This is a genomic window from Xanthomarina sp. GH4-25, assembly GCF_045363175.1.
Taxonomy (GTDB): Bacteria; Bacteroidota; Bacteroidia; order Flavobacteriales; family Flavobacteriaceae; genus Xanthomarina.
In genome coordinates, this window is record NZ_JBJFLO010000001.1 from 514,634 (window position 1) to 532,890 (window position 18,257).

Consider the following 18,257-nt stretch of genomic DNA (forward strand, 5'->3'; position numbering starts at 1 on the left):
TACGACACCCAAAGGGTTATAAGACCTCAATGACTTGAAGTGCATTGTAGGCTCCGTTGTTCAGTGGGTACTGAATGGCATTGATTTCTTGAAAAAATGCTACTTTTAAAAAGAACAATTCGTTTCCAGTACCTACAGGGACTCCAGCTGGTGTTAATACGACATTTGATGTTGTGCCATCAATAATCATATTTTGCACCGGACTTAGTTGTAAGTCTTTGTCGCCTGTAGCGAAATCTAAATTTAAAAATCCAGAGGTGAAACTCACGTGTGTTGCACCTTCTGGGGTATGTAGATTCTGGATGGGCATGAAATCAATAATTTCTACTTCCCCATTAGCTGGGTTAAGCGTGTAATCGGATAACAATACAGAGCTTAAAATAGCCTCTATATTAAAATCAAACCCTGTTAAATCTGCTCTCCCTTGAGGGGTTGCTAAACCAATTGAGACTTGTCTTTGTCCACGAGCAGATATTAGATCCTGATTTTTAACTAAAGACATCGTTTGTGTTAAACGCGATGTTACTCTATCATCTTTTGCATCTGATAACAGGCTAATAATAGCACGTCTTAGTGTTTTACCACTAGTAGCGCAATGTCCGAACTCCGTCCCATTTTCACGAGTTCTAGCAAAAGCTGGATCGCTATTGATTCTTTTTTTGCTCACGCCTCCTTTGGTTCTAACTAAATACCCTTCTTTGCCCTTGTAAAAGGTAAGATCGTCCAGGGTTCCTTCGATCTTGATTATGCTTTTTAATTTTGGCATAATTTTTATGAATTATCACGAATCACTTTTTGTTTCTGTGAGTCGCTTTGTTAAACATTATTTTTTGTTACCAAATGTCTTTCAGGTGCACTAAACATCGATCGCTGTTTTTAATTACTGAATTCTATTTTTGTAACTGTCATTTAAAGTTATATAGAAAGAGCTTTACCTCCATGTTGGAATTGCCGAGTTGCTTGTTTTTGATTGATGACGTATGTTTTGATTGATATCGTAGGAAAAGGTTCAGATATTCCTGTTACCGTTGCTTTTTTACTTTTGCTGATAACCGTGCCTGTTTTTACCGTTTTATACCATTTTGTAGTCTTTTGTATGAATGGGATATCACATACATTATCCATACAGTATCCATACAGTATCTATGAAGCATTCATATAGGTTATTGGTTGTGGGTTTTCTGTTGAGAGTTGCTTCTCGATACAAAACCTCATTCTTCGGTTTCACTCGAAGTGACGTGGGGAGTCGGTTTTCTGTTATGTGTTATCTGTTATCGGTTGTGAGATGTCAGTTATCAGTTTTGGGTTGTGTGTTGTTAAGTCGCCGTATTCGTTAATGATTGGCTTTATACTTTGAATTTTAAGGTAAAAATTAGGAATTGTATTTTGGTCGTGTTAAATATTTCTTAATAATGTAAGAAAATGATTATTTATTACGTTGAAAATAGTAATAGAAACACTCCTCCCTAAGAAATAAACTAAGATTAAAAACTAATCAAAATCATGGATTTTGTAGAACCTATTTATTGTTTTCTATGTATTATCGTATGTGTATCTATAGCAAAGAGATTGCTTTTATTACCGGGAAAGGTGATAGGTATGCTCGTGATGTGATTCGGGATATTAAGCTTTTACATAAAAAAGACAAACACCAATTAGTAACCATTCGTGAAGCTTGTGATTATTTGGGATTGCCCTATCAAGATGTATTTTTAATGATTAATAAGGGGGTCAAGGAGGGGTAGTTGTCTGTTTTCTGTTTTCTATTGAAAAAAGAAGTAGAGATTCTTCGCTACGCTCTGAATGACAAGGAGACTCTAAATGACAAGGAGACTCTAAATGACAATGATGTTCTGGATGACATTAGAGATTCTTCGTTCCACTGCGTTTCACTCTGAATGACAATGGTGCTCTGAATGACATTAGAGATTCTTTAATTTTCCAACGCGCCATCTGGCCTCATCGCTAAAATAGTCCACAGGACTATTTTTTAACGCTCGATCCTGCTCTGAATGACAAGGGGATTCTTTGCTTTTCTACTGCGCCATCTGGCCTCTTCGGTAAAATAGTCCACTGGACTATTACTTAACCCTCGATCCTGCTCGCAATGACATGGCTGGCAAAGGGGGATTTAATAATTTTCAATTCTAATCTTGGTAATGTTTTATTTTTAAAATGGCTTTGTTTATATTAGCCAAAAGCAAAAAATTGCACTAGTATTAAAGCATCAAGAAATTTTCATGGCTCTAGAAACTCGGGTTTACCAAAAAGAAAATAATATAAATTTAGCAAAACTGTTAAAAGAAAGTGTTACTGCTATTTACAGTTCAAGGTTTTTAGCCAGACAATTGGCCACAAGAGATATTAAGGCACAATACAGACAATCATACCTTGGTGTGTTTTGGGCTTTTGTCATGCCTCTAGCAACAGCTTTTGTTTGGATATTTTTAAATAATTCAGGAACGGTTCAACTTACAGATACCGGAATTCCTTATCCTCTATATGCCTTTTCAGGCACCTTATTATGGTCTATATTAACAGACTCTATAGACTCGCCTACAGCCAGTACCAATGGGGCACGTTCTATTTTATCTAAAATAAATTTTCCTAAAGAGGCTTTAATTATTTCTGGTATTTATAAGTTATTGTTTACAACTTCCATAAAAATACTTTTATTATTAGTATTTGTTTTTATTTATGGCGTTGGTTTTCATTGGAGCTTGTTGTTGTTTCCATTAGCTATTTTAGGAGCTATTATTATTGGAACAACCATTGGTTTGTTTTTAACGCCTATTGGTATTCTATATACAGATATAGGTAGAATAGTTAAGTTTGGAATGCAGTTTGTTATGTATGTCACTCCCGTTGTTTATGCTATTCCTAAAGAAGGGATTATGAAAACACTAATGGAATTAAATCCTTTAACGCCAGTTATATTGACGGGGAGAGATCTTATTGTAGGTCATACACCAGAACATCTTGGCTATTTTTTATTGGTATTAGGATGTTGTATTCCGTTAGGCATTTTGTCTTTATTATTTTATAAAATATCTATACCTATAATAGTTGAGCGATTGAGTGCCTAGGAAGGAAAAAGTGAAAAGGGATAAGGGACTAGTTGAATTTGCTGCAGAATTATGAATTTAAAATTTAAGATTTAAGAGAAATAAAAAGGATATATGCATGTCTAAAGAAACGCCTAAAATAATTGATAACGAAGTGCTTGTAAAAGTAGAAAACTTAAGCAAAAAGTACTGTAAAGATTTGAAGACCAGTTTGTGGTATGGTGTTAAAGATTTGTTTTCTAATATTACCGGTAATAAAGCTGAAAGACAGCTTAGGCCTAAAGAATTTTGGGCAGTAAAAGATATTAGCTTTGAGTTACGTCGTGGGGAGTGTTTGGGTTTGATAGGTCATAATGGGGCTGGAAAATCAACTCTTTTAAAAATATTAAATGGGCTTATTAATCCAGATGCTGGTAAAGTAACCATAAAAGGACGCGTAGGAGCCCTTATTGAATTGGGTGCCGGTTTCAACCCTATTTTAAGTGGCCGTGAAAATATTTATAATAATGGGGCTATTCTAGGCTTTTCAAGAAAAGAAATAGATTCGAAGCTAGAGGCCATTATAGATTTTGCAGAACTGCAAGAGTTTATAGACATGCCTGTGCAAAACTATAGTTCTGGGATGAAAGTGCGTTTGGGTTTTGCCGTAGCTGCACAAATGGAACCAGATGTCTTGATTATAGACGAGGTATTGGCTGTAGGGGATTTGGGTTTTATGCTAAAGTGTTTTAAAACCATTGATACTATTTTGCCACAAACTGCCATTCTTTTTGTCTCTCATTCTATGCCAATGATATCTCGTATTTGCAACCAAGTGATTTTAATGGATCATGGTATCTCTCAGTTTCAAGGGTTGGATGTTGGTAAAGCTATTGATTTATATTATACTAGGTTTACAAATAACGACACCAATGTTGTTTTTACAGACCATCAAATATCTTTATTGGAAGCTAAATTAGACTGTAACCAAAACACTGAGAATGTGATACCACAGTTACATTGGGGAGCAGATTTAAAACTTAAATTTACTTTTAAACTGGCGTATGATATCGATATGCCATTGTTTTTTGTTTCCATTTTCGATAAAGAACAAAGACCAGTAGCCTTGTTAAAAAGCAATAAGGAAACCGATTTAAAAATTTATAATAACACCATCTCTTTTGCTATCTTGCACAAAAAGATTCAATTATCTAAAGGTATTTATACCATAAATATTTCTGTTGCTAAAAAAAGCTCCAAAGAACCTATGTTGCGCATTAATGGTGTCTTGTCTTTTCAAGTATTGGACGAAGAAGAAATTTGGCCTCCTTTTTATTTGGAATCAACATTTGAAAATATTTTAAATTGAATAATATATTCTATAATATCATACAATTATGAATAAAGATTTAGTTGATTTACTAAAGGAAATAAATATTGAATTTGACAACAAATTCATAAAAATTAATATTAATGAATATGTAAATAAGATAGTTAGATCAGCTGTTGTGATACCATTCTATAAAGAAAATCAGTTGATAGGTTTTATAGCTTTCTATGCTAATAATTTTGAAACAAAAGTAGCTTATTTAACGATGCTTGCAGTAAATAAAGATTTTAGGTCTAAAAATATTGGAAAATTCTTACTTGATATGACAACATCTTATTTAATTGATAGGGGATTTAAAAAGTTTGGCTTAGAAACCTTAACAGAAAATGAAAGAGCAAAAAAATTTTATTTAGAAAATGGTTTTTTAGTTAAGGAAAAAAAGGGAAGATTTATTTACATGGAAAAAGATATTTAAAATGAAGGTGAGTATCATAATGATGACTTATAATCATGAAAAATATATTGAAAAATCAATCAATAGTGTTTTAATGCAAGAAACAAACTTTGATTTTGAATTGATTGTTTCAAATGATTGTTCTCTTGATTCTACAGATAAAATTATAAAAAAAATCCTTAAAGAACACCCGTTTTCTAAACGTGTGATATATAATTGTAATAGCAAAAATATAGGAATGCAGCCAAATTTCGTTAAGGCATTTGGATTTAATAAAGGGGAGTATATTTCACTTTGTGAAGGCGACGATTACTGGACTGATCCTTTGAAATTACAAAAACAAGTAGATTTTTTGGATGCCAATTTAGATTATAATATTTGCTTTCATAGCATTAAAGTTTTTAATGAGGATACACAACATTTAGAGTCAGATTTCATAACAAGAAATGTAAATGAAACGACAACAGTAGTTGATTTAGCTCAAGGCAATTATATTCATACACCATCAGTCATGCTACGCAATAATTTTACTCTTCCAAAATGGTTTTCAAAAGTTCCTATTGGAGATTGGGTACTTTATATGATTGCTATTAAGGATAAAAAAATAAAAAAACTAAATGATGTAATGGCAGTTTATAGAAGCCATCAAGAAGGTGTTTGGTCTGGAAAAAGCAGATTATTAAAATTAAAAATGACCATTTTTACATTTAGTACAGTTTATAATAGAGTTCCATTAGACACTAAATCAAAAGAATATTTAAAAAATGAAATTGATAAATTTAAAACTAAGTATAAAAAACAACGTAAAAGTGCTGTTTTTTTTAGAAAGGTAAAAAATAAATTAAAAGCTTGTTTTAAACTATAAAAGAGTAAAATCATCATGAATATTAGACCCATAGCCTTTGTATTACCACAATTTCATCCCATTCCAGAGAATGATGCTTGGTGGGGAGAAGGGTTTACAGAATGGACTAATGTAAAGAAAGCAAGACCACTTTTTAATAACCATTATCAACCACATATCCCAACCACCTTAGGCTATTACGATTTGCGCTTGCCGGCTGTAAGGGAAGCTCAAGCCCAATTGGCTAAAGACCATGGCCTGTATGGGTTTTGTTATTACCATTACTGGTTTAATGGGAAAAGACTCTTAGACCAACCCATTGATGATATGCTTCGATTAAAAAAACCGGACATGCCTTTTATGTTTTGTTGGGCCAATGAAAACTGGACGAGACGTTGGGATGGGAAAGATGCCGATATTTTAATGAAGCAAGATTACAGTTTTGAAGATGATAAAACACACATTCGTTGGTTATGTAAACATGTTTTTAAAGATGAACGCTATATACAAGTTAATGGCTGCCCGGTTTTTTTAATATATAGACAGGATTTATTTCCAGAGATTATAAAAACACTAGATATTTGGAGAGACATAGCCAAGAATGAGTTTGGGTATAAAGATTTATATCTTTGTCATGTAGAGAGCTTTAATACCATAATTAACCCCAAAGATAAGGGCTTTGATGCTGCTGTAGAGTTCTCTCCACATTTGGTAATAAAACATAAGTTTAGACCAAGTTTGACAAATAAAATTCTATATAAATTAGGTTTAAGGAAACCTAATCAATTAGATTTTAGGGACTATAAAAAAGCCGTAAAAGATAGTATTGAAAGAGAGCAACCTCATTTTAAACTCTATAAAAGTGTCACGCCAAATTTTGATAATACCCCAAGAAAACAAAGCAATGGAGTAATTTGTATTGGAAGTAATCCACATTCTTATTTTAAATGGCTTTATGCATTAATAAAACAATTTAAACCTTATTCTCAAGAAGAAAATTTTATATTTATAAATGCCATGAACGAGTGGGCAGAGGGCAATCATTTAGAACCTTGCAAAAAGTATGGAAACGCCTATCTAGAAGCAACAAGAAGAGCAATTAAAAAAGAAAAATAGAATAAGATGAAAGCTGAATTAGCCATTATTATTCCCTATTATAAATTGACTTTCTTTGAAGACACACTCGTTTCTTTAGCCAATCAAACAGATAAGCGTTTTAAAGTTTATATAGGGGATGATGCAAGTCCAGAATCTCCAGATTTTTTACTTGAACACTTTAAAGGACAATTTGATTTTATATACCATAGATTTCATAATAATTTGGGTCAAGATTCTTTAACAAAGCAGTGGGACAGATGTATAGCACTGGCACAAGACGAACCTTGGCTAATGATTTTAGGAGACGATGATGTTTTGGAGCTTACAGTTGTAGAATCTTTTTTTAAACACCACGAGTTGTTTTATAATAGCAGTTATGTTATTCGATTTGCAACCCATGTGATAAATGAAATAACAAAAACAACTTCTTCTATTTTCAAGCAACCAGAGTTAGAAAATGCTTACACTTCCTTTTATAGAAGAATTATAGGTGAAAACAGAAGTACCTTATCAGAATATATATTTTCTAAAGCAAAATACAATCAGTTTGGATTTGTTAATTATCCATTAGCATGGCACTCTGACGATAGGGCTTGGCTTGATTTTTCTGATGGATTACCTATATATTCAATTAACGAGGCAACAGTGTCCATTAGGATGTCCAATCTACATATTTCAAGTAAGACAGATAATTTAAAACAGAAACATCAAGCGCAACTTTTGTTTTATAATTATTTAGTTAATATAAAATTAGATAGTTTTACCAAAAAACAACAAAAGGTTATATTGTCTAAATATGAAAAACTTTTATTTGTTAATAAAGGGCTGCCATTTAAACATTTTTTTAATTTAATTCTAGTATATTTTAGAACGCTGAAAGTTAAAGCACTTATACATTTAAAATTACGTGGTTTAAAACATTATTTTAAAAAATAAAAAATATTCAATTCATACTATTTATGTTATTTAAGAAACCTAAAGAAAAAATATTCTGTATAGGTCACAATAAAACTGGTACCACTACTATAGAAGCCGTATTACATGGTTTTGGATACAAGTTGGGCAATCAAATAGAAGGAGAATTGCTGTTAGATGCTTGGCATGCTAGGGATTTTAATAAAATTATTAAATTTTGTAACACAGCCCAAGCTTTTCAAGACATTCCTTTTTCCTTGCCTTATACTTATCAACATTTAGATGTGGCTTTTAAAAATGCTAAATTTATTTTAACAGAAAGAGACAATGCAGAACAATGGTACGTGTCTTTAACCAAGTTTCATTCCAAGTTGTGGGCCGATGGAGAAACCATTCCAACTGCTATGCATTTAAAACAGGCTAGCTATCGTTATAAAGGCTATAGTTTTAATGCAAATAGATATATTTATCCAACTCCTGAAAACGATATTTACAATAAAGACCTTATGATGCGTTTTTATTTAAATTATAACCAAACCGTTAAAGACTATTTTAAAAGCAGACCAGAAAAATTATTGGTAATCAATGTTTCAAAGTCCACTGATTATGCTAAATTGTGTCAGTTTTTAGGGCAACCCATAACCCGAACTGATTTTCCTTGGAAAAATAAAACCTAACACCAAAATAAGTTGTATGATTCATGTTACCAAAACGTTTTTACCCCCTCAAGCCGAATATCAAAGCATTTTAAAACGTGCCTGGGACACAGGCTGGATGACCAATAGAGGTGTTTTGGTACAAGAACTTGAAGCTTCTTTAAAAGCCTATTTAAACGTGCCAAATGTATTAGCCATGACTAATGGTACTTTGCCTTTGCAAATAGCCATAAAAGCATTAAACTTAACAGGAGACATTATTACTACACCCTTTAGTTATGTAGCAACTACCAGTAGTATTGTCTGGGAGGGCTGTACCCCAGTTTTTGTAGATATTCATCCAGAGTATTTAACTATAGACGAAACAAAGATTGAAGCTGTTATTACCTCAAGAACATCTGCTATTTTAGCAACCCATGTGTTTGGAAACCCCTGCCATGTTGAAGCTATAGAAGACATTGCAAGAAAACACAACCTCAAAGTCATTTATGATGCTGCCCATTGTTTTGGGGTGACTTATAAAGGGAAATCTCTTTTTAATTATGGTGATGTGAGTACCTGTAGTTTTCATGCCACCAAATTGTTTCATACGGGAGAAGGAGGTGCTGTATTTTGTAATAATACAGAACTTAATAATCGTTTGTTTTATCATCATAACTTTGGACATGAAGGGAATGAAGCCTTTCAAGGCATAGGTATTAATGCTAAAATGAGTGAGCCTCAAGCTGCTATGGGACTAGCCGTAATACCTTATTTAGAAAGCATTCTTGAAAAAAGGCACACTTTAGTATCAAAGTATCTGGAGGCATTTAAAAACACCTATATACAAACTTTAGAAATTCGACCTGAAACCCAATGGAATGCGAGTTATTACCCCGTAATTTTTAAAAACCAAGCGCAATTGCTTTCGGTAAAGCAGGCATTAGAAGCCCAAGACATTTTTCCAAGGCGTTATTTTTACCCTAGTTTAAATACCTTGCCATATATTGAAAGTGTGTCATGTCCAGTTTCAGAATCTGTAGCCGAAAGGGTTATGTGTTTGCCTTTATACCCAGATTTAGAAAAGGCATCCCAAGAACAAATCATCTCTATAATTCTAGAACATATATGAAAGTAGCCATCATGCAGCCATATATATTTCCATACATTGGGTATTTTCAACTCATTCAAGCTGTGGATATCTTTGTGTTTTACGATGATGTGAATTTTATTAAAAAAGGTTTTATACATAGAAACAATCTCTTGTTTCAAAACAGAAAAACAAGGTTTACCATCCCTTGTAAAGGGATAAGTCAAAATAAAAGAATAAATCAAATTGTAATTGATGCCGAATCGCCAGCTTTAAAAAAACTTTTAATATCTATTAGACAAAACTATCTACAAGCCCCATTTTTTAATCAAGTTATGCCCTTGTTGGAGACCTTTTTTAATTCAGCAAAACCTAATCAAAGCATCGCTCAATTTGCTATGGAGAGCGTTCAACTAGTTTCAAACTATTTAGATTTGGATACAACTTTTAAAGTGAGTTCTGAAGCACATGCAGAAAGTTTTAAAGATGGGAGAGAAGATAGATTGATTGCTATAGTAAAAAAGGAACATGGCCAAGAGTATTATAATGCTGTTGGTGGTCAAGAATTGTATAGTAAAGCTTATTTTAAAAATCAAGGAATTGCATTGACTTTTTTAGAATCCCTACCTATTAACTACCAACAATTTAATAATGAATTTGTACCTTGGTTATCTATTATAGATGTCATGATGTTTAATTCTAAACAGGACATCCTGAATCTGATAAATGCTTATAAATTAAAATGAAAGAGGACGCTTACAAAAAAATTATTGCACATTACGAAAATTGTTTAAACACACATGGTGATACCCATTTAGGAATGGATTGGCCAAATATAAGCGATGCTCAAAAGCGTTATGGTATTATGTTAGACCTTATGCGTTTTAAAAAAGAAAGTCAAGAGGTTTCTTTATTAGATTTTGGTTGTGGTACGTCTCATCTCTATCAATATATGTTGGAACATACATTTTCTAAGGTTACATATTCTGGTTTAGATATAACAAAAAAGTTTGTAAATCTGGCTCAGGAGAAATACCCAGAAAACACCTATTATCAATTAGATGTTTTAAAGGATGCATCAAAATTGCCTTCTTTTGATTATATTGTTTGTAATGGTGTTTTTACAGAAAAAAGAGAATTAACTTTTGAGGCAATGTGGGCATACATGCAGCAATTGCTTTTGGTGCTTTTTAATAAAGCAGACAAAGGTATTGCATTTAATGTCATGTCTAAAGCTGTAGATTGGGAACGTTGGGATTTATTTCATTTATCAACAGATTTATTAATAGATTTTATGACCAAACAATTGTCACGGAATTTTATAATTAGAAACGATTATGGACTGTATGAATATACCGTCTATATTTATAAATAAATATGAAACATCCAGGACAAAATAAAAGTGAAAAATGAAAGGCGATTGTATGGAAGTTACATGTGACCATTGAAAAGAAATAAACATAAACACATGAAAGAGGTTATTATTTTTGGAATTCAAGATTTTGCTGAATTGGCACATTATTATCTAGAGAACGATAGTGATTATTCAGTAGTAGCTTTTTGTGTTCATAAAGCTTATTTGCCAGAAACAAAAACATTTAAGGGTCTGCCTGTTGTTGCTTTTGAAAGTGTAGATAAAGATTACCCATCATCTAAATATCTGTTTTTTGCACCTATGTCACCAAAAAAAATGAATACTTTAAGAGCGTCTGTCTATCTGGAAGCTAAAGAAAAAGGGTATCAATTTATTAGTTATATTAGTTCAAAAGCTACTTTATTTAATAATACTATAGGTGAGAATTGTTTTATTTTGGAAGACAATACCATACAACCTTTTACGACTATTGGTAATAATGTTATTATGTGGAGTGGCAACCATATTGGGCATCATTGTGAGATTCAAGATCATGTTATGTTTACTTCTCACGTAGTGCTTTCGGGACATTGTATAGTTGGCACTCATAGTTTTTTTGGTGTTAATGCCACTATTAGAGATGGGTTACATATAGCCAAAGGCAGTTTAATTGCTATGTCTGCTTCTTTAACAAAAAGTACAGAGCCGTGGAGTACCTATGTAGGGCATCCAGCAAAGAAAATTGATAAACCAAGCATGGAAGTAGCTATATGATTTGGGATAAAAAAGGAGTGATTTTTAATGTTAAAGGACAACATGCATGGAATAAAAGTCATGCCCAATGTCCTGTGGTTGATATGGTAACTGATAGCATGTGGCGCATTTATTATTCCAGCCGAAATGCTAAAGGACAAAGTCAGATAAGTTATATAGAAGTAGAAGCAGGGAACCCAGAGCATATACTTTATGAACATCCTGACTTTTTATTTAGTTTAGGAGAGCCAGGAACTTTTGACGATTCGGGAGTTATGCCTTCATCTATAGTTTCACATCATGGTAAGAAATACATGTATTATATTGGTTGGACTATTAAACAAACGGTTCCCTATCATAATGCTATTGGTTTGGCTGTAAGTTTAGATAATGGAAAAACATTTGAAAAAATGTATAAAGGTTCCATCATGCCTTCCACACATTTAGAGCCCTACTTTACAGGTACCTCTTATGTAATGATAGAAAATAAACTTTGGCGCATGTGGTATTTGTCTTGTGTAAAATGGCTTGAGATAGAGGGGAAAATGGAGCCATATTATCATATTAAATACGCAGAGTCTACCGATGGGATACATTGGAACCGGGAAGGAATTATAGCTATTGATTTTAAAGATGCTAATGAAGGAGGGATAGTTAGTGCCTCTGTATTAAAGGAAGATGGTATTTATAAAATGTGGTATGCTTATAGAAAGGCCTCAGAATATCGAGTAAATAAATTTAGTGCTTACAGAATTGGGTATGCCGAATCTGTAGATGGGATTTCTTGGAAACGAAAAGATCAAGAAGCAGGCATTGACATTTCAAAGGAAGGTTGGGATAGTATGATGCAATCTTATCCAAATGTGGTGCGTTTTAAAAATAAAAAATACCTTTTCTATAATGGGAATGGGTTTGGTGAAACAGGGTTTGGATATGCAATTTTATAAAATGAATTAATAATGAAGGAGGATTTAAAGGTTGCTGTTTGGATGGTAACCTATAATCAAGAAGCATATGTAGAACAAGCCATTACATCTGTAATGATGCAACAAACTTCATTTAATTTTCACCTTTTTATTGGTGAAGATTGTTCTACCGATAAAACAGCACAAATTTGTAAACAACTTCAAGAGTCTTATCCAGGTAAAATAACATTGGTTGCGAATAAAAACAATTTGGGGCCAACAAATAATGCTTTTCAAGTTTACGATTTGTGTTTAAAAAGTGATGCTACTTATATAGCTATGCTTGAAGGAGATGATTATTGGTCTGACCCATTAAAATTACAAAAACAGGTTGATTTTTTAGAAGCAGAACCAGTAGTTGTATTTTGCTTTACTCGCTTTTTAACTTTACAAGAAAACTTAGAATTAACCGATAAAAACAAACATTTCTTTAAGAATGAAGAGCACCTTATTTTTGATTTTGAGATGTTTACCAAAGGCTGGTATGGAGGAACACTTACCCTAATGTTTAAGGCCTCTGCCATTAATATGGAAACCATAAAAAAATATCAGCATTTTAGAGATATTTATTTATATACCGAGTTATTAAAAAATGGAACTGGTATTTGTTTAAATTTCGATAGTGCAGTTTATAGAACTCTTGATACAGGTGTGTATTCTTCTGCCTCGAAATTAGAAAGAGCTAAAATGGCCGTTATGTGTTATCGCGAATTATATGCAAATAATAACAGTATTTTAGCTTTAAAGATTAAGTATTATTATTTTGCAACTAATTACATCAAGCAACTTATACAAAACAACCAAATTATTAAAGCTATGGTTAAAACTATAAGCTTTGCTTCTAAAATGAAGGACTTTGGGTTTTTTAAGAAAATGATTAAGGAAATGATAAAATTAAATAAAGTAACCTCTTATATAAAGTCTTTTATAAAAAAAAGAAAACGCTCAAAAGCGTTTGAGAGTTCTGGAAAATATTGGGAAGACAGATATGTGGCTAATAAAAATTCTGGAGCTGGAAGTTATGGCAGATTAGCCAATTTTAAAGCTGAGATTTTAAATGCTTTTGTAGCTAAAGAAAACATTCAAACCGTTATTGAATATGGCTGTGGAGATGGTAATCAACTAAGTCTGGCAAATTATCCAAAGTATATTGGTTTTGATGTATCTGAAAAGGCCTTAGAAATATGTCGAAGTAAATTTAAAGTTGACCAATCAAAATCTTTTTATAGTAGCTTTAATAAAGAACAAAACTCTATAAAAGCAGATTTGGTACTATCTTTAGATGTTATATATCACTTAGTGGAAGATTCTGTTTTTAATGAGTATATGAGTCGTTTGTTTGACACCTCGAATAAGTTTGTAATTATATATTCTAGTAACTATAACAAGCAATTAACGGCTCATGTAAAATGTCGAAAATTTACCGATTGGATAGAAGCAAACGTATCAAATACTTGGGACTTGATGTTGTTTTTAGAGAATAGGTATCCTTTTAATGAGGCTGACCCTAATAATACCTCTATGGCAGATTTTTACTTTTATAGGAAAAAAATTTTTTAAATGAATGAAAGTCAAACAAGTTGCAATTGTAGTAAAGTATTTTCCTTCGGTTTCTGAAACATTTATTGTTAACCAAATAAATGCTTTGATTGATCAGGGATATGGTGTTACCTTGTTTGCTTACAATCAAGTTGAAAATATTCCAATACATAACAGTTTATTAAAGCACGATTTACTTAATAAAGTACATTATTTTATTAAACCACCCGTTTCTAAATGGCGTAGATTTAAGTCGTTTATTTTTTGGACTTGGCACAATAGAAATGAGATTGTGTGGTCACGTTTTTTTAAAACACTAAATATTTTTAGTTATTGCAAAGATGCCTATACTTTAAAGTTGTTTTTTGAAGCACAATGGTTTTTGCTTCCTTATACTTTTAAGATTATTCATGCTCATTTTGGTATGAATGGCGAAAGGATCGCTTATTTAAAAGATAAAGGCATCATACCTAATAAAGTAAAGCTAATAACAACGTTTCATGGGTATGATTTGGTGCCAAATACATTAAAGGATTATCAAGCATCTTATAAACACATCTTAAATCAAGCGAATGCTTTTACAGTTAATACGCCTTATCTTGAAAACCTGCTTCAACAGGTTAATATAAATAAAACACCTTGTTATATTTTACCTGTTGGGTTAGACACTACTTTTTTTAAACAAACCTCTTCAAAAAAAGAAACACCTTGTTTTAACATATTGTTTTGTGGAAAGCTAATTTCATTAAAAGGGCCAGACTTAGCAGTTAAAATTGTAAAAAAACTGCATGAATTAGGGCATAATCTGGTAAGGTTGCATATAATTGGAGAAGGGATGTTACGAGATAAATTGAAAGAGGATATAATTGATTTAGATTTACAGGATGCAGTTTTTTTATATGGAAACCAATCACAAGCTGACCTGAAATTGTCTTTTGAGCAAGCTGATGTTTTTTTGTTACCTGGACGTCATGATACAAAAACTGGAAGGGCAGAAACTCAAGGTTTGGTTATACAGGAAGCACAATCTATGGAATTACCTGTAGTGGTTTCTAATGTTGGGGGTATGAAATATGGATTGATTCCAGGTAAAACAGGATTTGTAGTTAATGAGAATAATGTAGAAGAATTTGTTAAAGCAATTGAAAAACTTATCCTTAATCAAGAGTTAAAAATAAACATGGGTAAAAAAGGGAGACAATTTGTTGAACAATATTATGATAATTCTGTTTTAATAGAAAAACTTATTGAAATCTATAATGAATTTTAGATAATATCATTCATTAACTGTAAAATCCTCTAAAATATTTAGAGTTCGGTACGCAATAAGTTTTGTGAATATTTCTGAACCTTTATCGTTTAAATGATCAAAATCGAAAGAATATTTTTTATCATATAAATTTTTATATAATTTATATGAAGCTAGATTAATTATATTTGATTGAGGGAGTTTTTCACAAACAGGTATTAATTCTTTATAATATTCTAAATTAAGTCTTGGGGGTAATATATAAATAAGCTTAATTCCTTTTACTTTTGATTTTTTAATCAATCTTGTTAATTCATTAAAATAAGCTAAATTTAAATTAGATTTTATTAATTGTATGGAATCTAATTTAATTGCAGATTGAACTAGATTATTTAAAATAATTGTATCAGATTTAATCAAATTATTACGTTTTAATAAATCATTAAAGTTTTCTGTTTTGTCCGACATTTCTTTTTCAAGGGAATAAAAGCCATTTACTCCTGTATTTACTTTATTGCTATTTAAAATCTTGTTAATTGAAGAAAAGTCAATGATTCTATTAATAAAGCTATAATAATAAGTTTGTTTTAATCGATGTTTTTTGTTGTCTGAATAATGTGAGTTATTAATAAAGTCTAAACATTTTAATAGTGAAGGCAATGTATTCCAATAGTTTCCTCTTAAAGTTTTAGCATTATTTTTAAATAGTTCAAGATGTTGAATTTCTACAAAAGCATAATTTATTTTATTGGTCTCTAAATTATCTATAAAAGATTCATATAAATATAAAGATTCTGGATAATAAGTTGCAGGTGTAGCAAAATTATATGTTTTTGTTTTATTTAAAATTGAGTCTAGGAGAGTAGGATTTATTTGTCTATATAATCTACTTGAGCCAAAAATAACAGTATTATATGTTTTTGGGCTATATTCAAATTGCTTTATTTTGGAAGCATAAATATCATTACCAAAATAGTATGGTAAAAAAATAAATCTAATTGAAATTAATATAAATAAGAGTAAAGAAAAAAACAATATTTTTTTTAAAAATACCTTCATAAATAAATTTCGTTGATGATTGTGTTTTTTGTATTTATTTTTTGATATTAAACAAAGACATATTTTTTAACTGGCTGTCAAACCATAAGGAAAACTTATTAGCTCCTTTTTTGTTAAGATGTTGTAAATCTGCAAACTCCTGATTTTTAAGATTAAAGTCTATAAAATCTAGTAACGGAATATTTTTAAATTTAATATTTTTTATTTTTTGATAATCTGCTTCAAAGGCATTTTCAAAATGTTTTTTATGATAAGGGGTTCTTATTAAATATACTTTTTTGTTGTATTCTGTACAGAGTTTTATTGTTTTTTCTAGATATTCCATATTAATAATAGACAGATTATTTAAATGGCTATTAAGTAATTTTGCAGGTGTTTTTATAGTTTTTATTAAAGAATCTGATACTTCTTTATCTAAAGAAGTATAGCCACCAGTAGCATTAATAAATTCGTAATTATTAGTAATTATTCGAGTTAGTTTATACTTTAAAGAAATTGGGAGTGTTTTTAAATAGGTATTGGCGTTTTTGGAAAACAAAAACAAATTGTCTGGTAGGTTAATAAAAGCTGAATACCTTGGAAAATGAAAGTTTAAATGCGTGTTATTCCAAATTTTTTCATCTTCAGATTTGTTTATATTACTTGTGGAATATTCTATAAATACAGTTTCTATTTGTGGATTTTGTTTTAATACTTGTTTTGCTTTTTGATAGGTGTAGAAATAAGATTCTCCTGAATCTGCTAGGTTTTTAAAGTTAGAAATTAAACTATCATTAAAGGCGCACTCTGGATGCGAATTCCCAAAAACCACATATTTAATATTGTTTTTAAGTTTAAAATCGGCTTTTTTTTGTATAAATAGGTTTGTTAAACTAATAAGCAAGACAAGACCAGAAGCAAAGTAAAAACTAAAAAGAATGTTATTTTTTATAAACTTTATCATGGTGGTGTCTTTACATGTATCTGCTATTTATTTTCTAATATAAAATCGTGGGCTAATGTTTTTGTAAATAATTCAGCACCTTCTTGGTTTAGATGCATGGTGCTATTAAAGTACTTTCTATTCTTGCTTATTGGACTACTAGAATAATCTAAATATAGAATATGGTATGTGCTAGAAAGCTCTTTATAAATGTTTATGGCTTCTTGTCTGTTTTTAATAAATTTTTGTTCTTCAATATATTCTGGGGTATAGACAAAAGTTACCTGAATATGGTTTTTACTGCAGTGTTCTAGAAAGTTGTTTAATAAGTTTACCGTTAAAGAATCTATTTTAGCCGAATAATAAGTGTTGTTTAAAGAGATGTTTTCAGATGTCTCGCTCTTACTTTTATCTGTTGGACCAGCTCTATAGCCTTTAGTTTTGTAAGGGATTATTTTTTCTTTGTCTTTTAAAGCATAATTAAAAGCATGGTCTTTAGCCGTTGTATTGCCATAATAACGTAATAAAGGAATATAATAATCTAGATACGTAAAGCCTTGATACGATTGTGTGTAGTTTTTAATATTGGTATTCCATAGCATGTAAGGCAAAAATTGGTTGTATTGATAGAGGTCTGGTCTTTTTTCTAAAGTAAACCAGTCTGCAACTATGAAAATGTGTTTAGGATGGGGATTGTTTTTAAGGTATTCTAAATATTTTAAATGTTGTATCCAAAAGCCATGTCCATTAACACCAAAATTATAGGTTTTTAAACCTAAAGCGTCTTCCATGATTTTTGGATCTATATGATGGGTTGCTCTTGAGGACCCAAAGACTAAAATATCAGACTTGACTGTTCCTGCATAAATATCATTCCAGGCCGTATAGTTTCCAGGGTATTTGGTAGATTTAGATAAGGACTTAGATAATGCTATATCTAAAGGGTAAAGCACGATAAGAATTGGAAATATAAAAATTAATATGTTTAATATAAATTGTTTCATAT

19 protein-coding genes are annotated in these 18,257 nt (G+C 31.1%); 15 read left to right on the forward strand and 4 right to left on the reverse strand.

Features of this window, described 5'->3' with window-relative positions; translation table 11 throughout:
* Positions 1–16: 16 nt before the first annotated feature.
* A complete protein-coding gene (locus tag ACI5KZ_RS02380; protein ID WP_406846764.1) occupies positions 17–766 on the reverse strand; it encodes a hypothetical protein in 750 nt (249 codons plus the stop codon).
* Positions 767–1,547: 781 nt separating this feature from the next.
* On the opposite strand from ACI5KZ_RS02380, the gene ACI5KZ_RS02385 reads away from it, so the two are divergent.
* From ACI5KZ_RS02385 to ACI5KZ_RS02455, 15 genes are all read left to right on the forward strand, one after another.
* The gene (locus ACI5KZ_RS02385) at positions 1,548–1,745 is read left to right on the forward strand and encodes a hypothetical protein (protein ID WP_406846765.1); all 198 of its coding nucleotides are present in this window, start codon (positions 1,548–1,550) and stop codon (positions 1,743–1,745) included.
* Positions 1,746–2,240: 495 nt separating this feature from the next.
* Positions 2,241–3,086: an ABC transporter permease gene (locus ACI5KZ_RS02390; RefSeq protein ID WP_406846766.1), complete on the forward strand. Its 846-nt coding sequence runs from the start codon at positions 2,241–2,243 to the stop codon at positions 3,084–3,086.
* 97 nt (positions 3,087–3,183) lie between these two features.
* Positions 3,184–4,413, forward strand: a complete 1,230-nt coding sequence (locus ACI5KZ_RS02395; protein WP_406846767.1) for a polysaccharide ABC transporter ATP-binding protein — start codon at positions 3,184–3,186, stop codon at positions 4,411–4,413.
* 28 nt (positions 4,414–4,441) lie between these two features.
* Positions 4,442–4,849: a GNAT family N-acetyltransferase gene (locus ACI5KZ_RS02400; RefSeq protein ID WP_406846768.1), complete on the forward strand. Its 408-nt coding sequence runs from the start codon at positions 4,442–4,444 to the stop codon at positions 4,847–4,849.
* A 1-nt stretch (position 4,850) separates the two neighbouring features.
* Positions 4,851–5,693: a glycosyltransferase gene (locus ACI5KZ_RS02405; protein WP_406846769.1), complete on the forward strand. Its 843-nt coding sequence runs from the start codon at positions 4,851–4,853 to the stop codon at positions 5,691–5,693.
* Positions 5,694–5,708: 15 nt separating this feature from the next.
* Positions 5,709–6,788: a glycoside hydrolase family 99-like domain-containing protein gene (locus ACI5KZ_RS02410; RefSeq protein WP_406846770.1), complete on the forward strand. Its 1,080-nt coding sequence runs from the start codon at positions 5,709–5,711 to the stop codon at positions 6,786–6,788.
* Positions 6,789–6,794: 6 nt separating this feature from the next.
* Entirely contained in the window at positions 6,795–7,706 is a 912-nt protein-coding gene (locus ACI5KZ_RS02415; RefSeq protein WP_406846771.1) for a glycosyltransferase, read from the forward strand.
* Positions 7,707–7,729: 23 nt separating this feature from the next.
* Positions 7,730–8,362: a sulfotransferase gene (locus ACI5KZ_RS02420; protein ID WP_406846772.1), complete on the forward strand. Its 633-nt coding sequence runs from the start codon at positions 7,730–7,732 to the stop codon at positions 8,360–8,362.
* Positions 8,363–8,378: 16 nt separating this feature from the next.
* Complete coding sequence (locus ACI5KZ_RS02425; RefSeq protein WP_406846773.1) at positions 8,379–9,452, forward strand: DegT/DnrJ/EryC1/StrS family aminotransferase; 1,074 nt, start codon at positions 8,379–8,381, stop codon at positions 9,450–9,452.
* On the forward strand, positions 9,449–10,156 hold the full coding sequence (locus tag ACI5KZ_RS02430) for a WbqC family protein (protein ID WP_406846774.1): 708 nt from the start codon (positions 9,449–9,451) through the stop codon (positions 10,154–10,156). The genes ACI5KZ_RS02425 and ACI5KZ_RS02430 overlap by 4 nt, the downstream gene beginning before the upstream one ends.
* Positions 10,153–10,785, forward strand: coding sequence for a class I SAM-dependent methyltransferase (locus ACI5KZ_RS02435; protein WP_406846775.1), 633 nt, complete (start codon positions 10,153–10,155; stop codon positions 10,783–10,785). Before ACI5KZ_RS02430 ends, ACI5KZ_RS02435 begins: the two co-directional genes overlap by 4 nt.
* Before the next feature lie 93 nt (positions 10,786–10,878).
* Positions 10,879–11,538: an acetyltransferase gene (locus tag ACI5KZ_RS02440; protein WP_406846776.1), complete on the forward strand. Its 660-nt coding sequence runs from the start codon at positions 10,879–10,881 to the stop codon at positions 11,536–11,538.
* Positions 11,535–12,464: a hypothetical protein gene (locus ACI5KZ_RS02445; protein ID WP_406846777.1), complete on the forward strand. Its 930-nt coding sequence runs from the start codon at positions 11,535–11,537 to the stop codon at positions 12,462–12,464. Before ACI5KZ_RS02440 ends, ACI5KZ_RS02445 begins: the two co-directional genes overlap by 4 nt.
* Positions 12,465–12,476: 12 nt before the next feature.
* Positions 12,477–14,042 carry a glycosyltransferase gene (locus tag ACI5KZ_RS02450; RefSeq protein ID WP_406846778.1) on the forward strand — a complete coding sequence of 522 codons (1,566 nt, stop codon included), beginning with the start codon at positions 12,477–12,479 and terminating at the stop codon, positions 14,040–14,042.
* 4 nt (positions 14,043–14,046) lie between these two features.
* On the forward strand, positions 14,047–15,291 hold the full coding sequence (locus tag ACI5KZ_RS02455) for a glycosyltransferase family 4 protein (protein ID WP_406846779.1): 1,245 nt from the start codon (positions 14,047–14,049) through the stop codon (positions 15,289–15,291).
* A gap of 6 nt (positions 15,292–15,297) precedes the next feature.
* Here ACI5KZ_RS02455 and ACI5KZ_RS02460 read toward each other — a convergent pair whose 3' ends face one another.
* Genes ACI5KZ_RS02460 through ACI5KZ_RS02470 form a run of 3 tightly spaced genes read right to left on the reverse strand, consistent with a single transcriptional unit; the run spans position 15,298 to position 18,255 of the window.
* On the reverse strand, positions 15,298–16,329 hold the full coding sequence (locus ACI5KZ_RS02460; RefSeq protein WP_406846780.1) for a hypothetical protein: 1,032 nt from the start codon (positions 16,327–16,329) through the stop codon (positions 15,298–15,300).
* A gap of 34 nt (positions 16,330–16,363) precedes the next feature.
* Positions 16,364–17,272 (reverse strand): hypothetical protein, encoded by a 909-nt coding sequence (locus ACI5KZ_RS02465; RefSeq protein ID WP_406846781.1) that lies wholly within the window; start codon positions 17,270–17,272, stop codon positions 16,364–16,366.
* A gap of 23 nt (positions 17,273–17,295) precedes the next feature.
* Positions 17,296–18,255 (reverse strand): hypothetical protein, encoded by a 960-nt coding sequence (locus tag ACI5KZ_RS02470; RefSeq protein WP_406846782.1) that lies wholly within the window; start codon positions 18,253–18,255, stop codon positions 17,296–17,298.
* Between the last annotated feature and the right edge of the window lie 2 nt (positions 18,256–18,257).

Coding starts and splice junctions, on each gene's coding strand:
- ACI5KZ_RS02405 (WP_406846769.1), top strand. CDS start 4,851: ATGAAGGTGAGTATCATAATGATGACTTATAATCATGAAAAATATATT.
- ACI5KZ_RS02420 (WP_406846772.1), top strand. CDS start 7,730: ATGTTATTTAAGAAACCTAAAGAAAAAATATTCTGTATAGGTCACAAT.
- ACI5KZ_RS02440 (WP_406846776.1), top strand. CDS start 10,879: ATGAAAGAGGTTATTATTTTTGGAATTCAAGATTTTGCTGAATTGGCA.
- ACI5KZ_RS02390 (WP_406846766.1), top strand. CDS start 2,241: ATGGCTCTAGAAACTCGGGTTTACCAAAAAGAAAATAATATAAATTTA.
- ACI5KZ_RS02425 (WP_406846773.1), top strand. CDS start 8,379: ATGATTCATGTTACCAAAACGTTTTTACCCCCTCAAGCCGAATATCAA.
- ACI5KZ_RS02410 (WP_406846770.1), top strand. CDS start 5,709: ATGAATATTAGACCCATAGCCTTTGTATTACCACAATTTCATCCCATT.
- ACI5KZ_RS02445 (WP_406846777.1), top strand. CDS start 11,535: ATGATTTGGGATAAAAAAGGAGTGATTTTTAATGTTAAAGGACAACAT.
- ACI5KZ_RS02465 (WP_406846781.1), bottom strand. CDS start 17,272: ATGATAAAGTTTATAAAAAATAACATTCTTTTTAGTTTTTACTTTGCT.
- ACI5KZ_RS02385 (WP_406846765.1), top strand. CDS start 1,548: ATGTGTATCTATAGCAAAGAGATTGCTTTTATTACCGGGAAAGGTGAT.
- ACI5KZ_RS02455 (WP_406846779.1), top strand. CDS start 14,047: ATGAAAGTCAAACAAGTTGCAATTGTAGTAAAGTATTTTCCTTCGGTT.
- ACI5KZ_RS02400 (WP_406846768.1), top strand. CDS start 4,442: ATGAATAAAGATTTAGTTGATTTACTAAAGGAAATAAATATTGAATTT.
- ACI5KZ_RS02415 (WP_406846771.1), top strand. CDS start 6,795: ATGAAAGCTGAATTAGCCATTATTATTCCCTATTATAAATTGACTTTC.
- ACI5KZ_RS02450 (WP_406846778.1), top strand. CDS start 12,477: ATGAAGGAGGATTTAAAGGTTGCTGTTTGGATGGTAACCTATAATCAA.
- ACI5KZ_RS02380 (WP_406846764.1), bottom strand. CDS start 766: ATGCCAAAATTAAAAAGCATAATCAAGATCGAAGGAACCCTGGACGAT.
- ACI5KZ_RS02460 (WP_406846780.1), bottom strand. CDS start 16,329: ATGAAGGTATTTTTAAAAAAAATATTGTTTTTTTCTTTACTCTTATTT.
- ACI5KZ_RS02430 (WP_406846774.1), top strand. CDS start 9,449: ATGAAAGTAGCCATCATGCAGCCATATATATTTCCATACATTGGGTAT.
- ACI5KZ_RS02435 (WP_406846775.1), top strand. CDS start 10,153: ATGAAAGAGGACGCTTACAAAAAAATTATTGCACATTACGAAAATTGT.
- ACI5KZ_RS02470 (WP_406846782.1), bottom strand. CDS start 18,255: ATGAAACAATTTATATTAAACATATTAATTTTTATATTTCCAATTCTT.
- ACI5KZ_RS02395 (WP_406846767.1), top strand. CDS start 3,184: ATGTCTAAAGAAACGCCTAAAATAATTGATAACGAAGTGCTTGTAAAA.